The organism is Pseudonocardia zijingensis, from assembly GCF_042657305.1.
GTDB classification, from domain to species: domain Bacteria; phylum Actinomycetota; class Actinomycetes; order Mycobacteriales; family Pseudonocardiaceae; genus Pseudonocardia; species Pseudonocardia zijingensis.
On record NZ_JBHSKO010000086.1, the window covers coordinates 1 to 569 of the forward strand.

1 protein-coding gene is annotated in these 569 nt (G+C 69.9%); it reads left to right on the plus strand.

Going from position 1 to position 569, the window contains the following annotated elements:
* A partial coding sequence (locus ACFPL3_RS42050; RefSeq protein ID WP_379591053.1) for an IS5 family transposase occupies positions 1-550 on the plus strand: 550 nt, incomplete at its 5' end.
* Between the last annotated feature and the right edge of the window lie 19 nt (positions 551-569).

Consider the following 569-nt stretch of genomic DNA (forward strand, 5'->3'; position numbering starts at 1 on the left):
CCGACTCGATCACCGAATCGATCACCGGCGACGACGGGAGAGACCCGTCGTCACCGAGCCTGCCGACCATGCCATCGGCCGATCCCGCGGCGGGCTGACCACCAAGGTCCACGCCATCGTCGATGGACAAGCGCGGCCGCTGGTGCTGCAGCTGACCGCCGGGAACATCAATGACACCACCCAGTTCGGCCAGCTCATGACCGGAATCGCGGTGGCCCGCCCGGGCCGGGGCCGGCCGCGGACCCGCCCGGACTACGTGCTGGCCGACAAGGGCTACAGCTCTCGCGCAAACAGGCAGCTGCTGCGCCGGCGCGGGATCGCCCACACCATCCCCGAACCCCGCGACCAGCAGGCCAACCGAGCCCGGCGCGGCTCCCGAGGTGGCCGCCCGGTTGGGTTCGACAAGGACCGCTACCGCCGCCGCAACACCGTCGAGCGAGGCTTCTGCCAGCTCAAACACTGGCGAGGACTGGCCACCCGCTATGACCGGCACGCCCGCAACTACCTCGGAGCGCTCCACCTCGCAGCCCTGCTCACCTGGCTTCCATGATCCACCAGACACTCCCTAG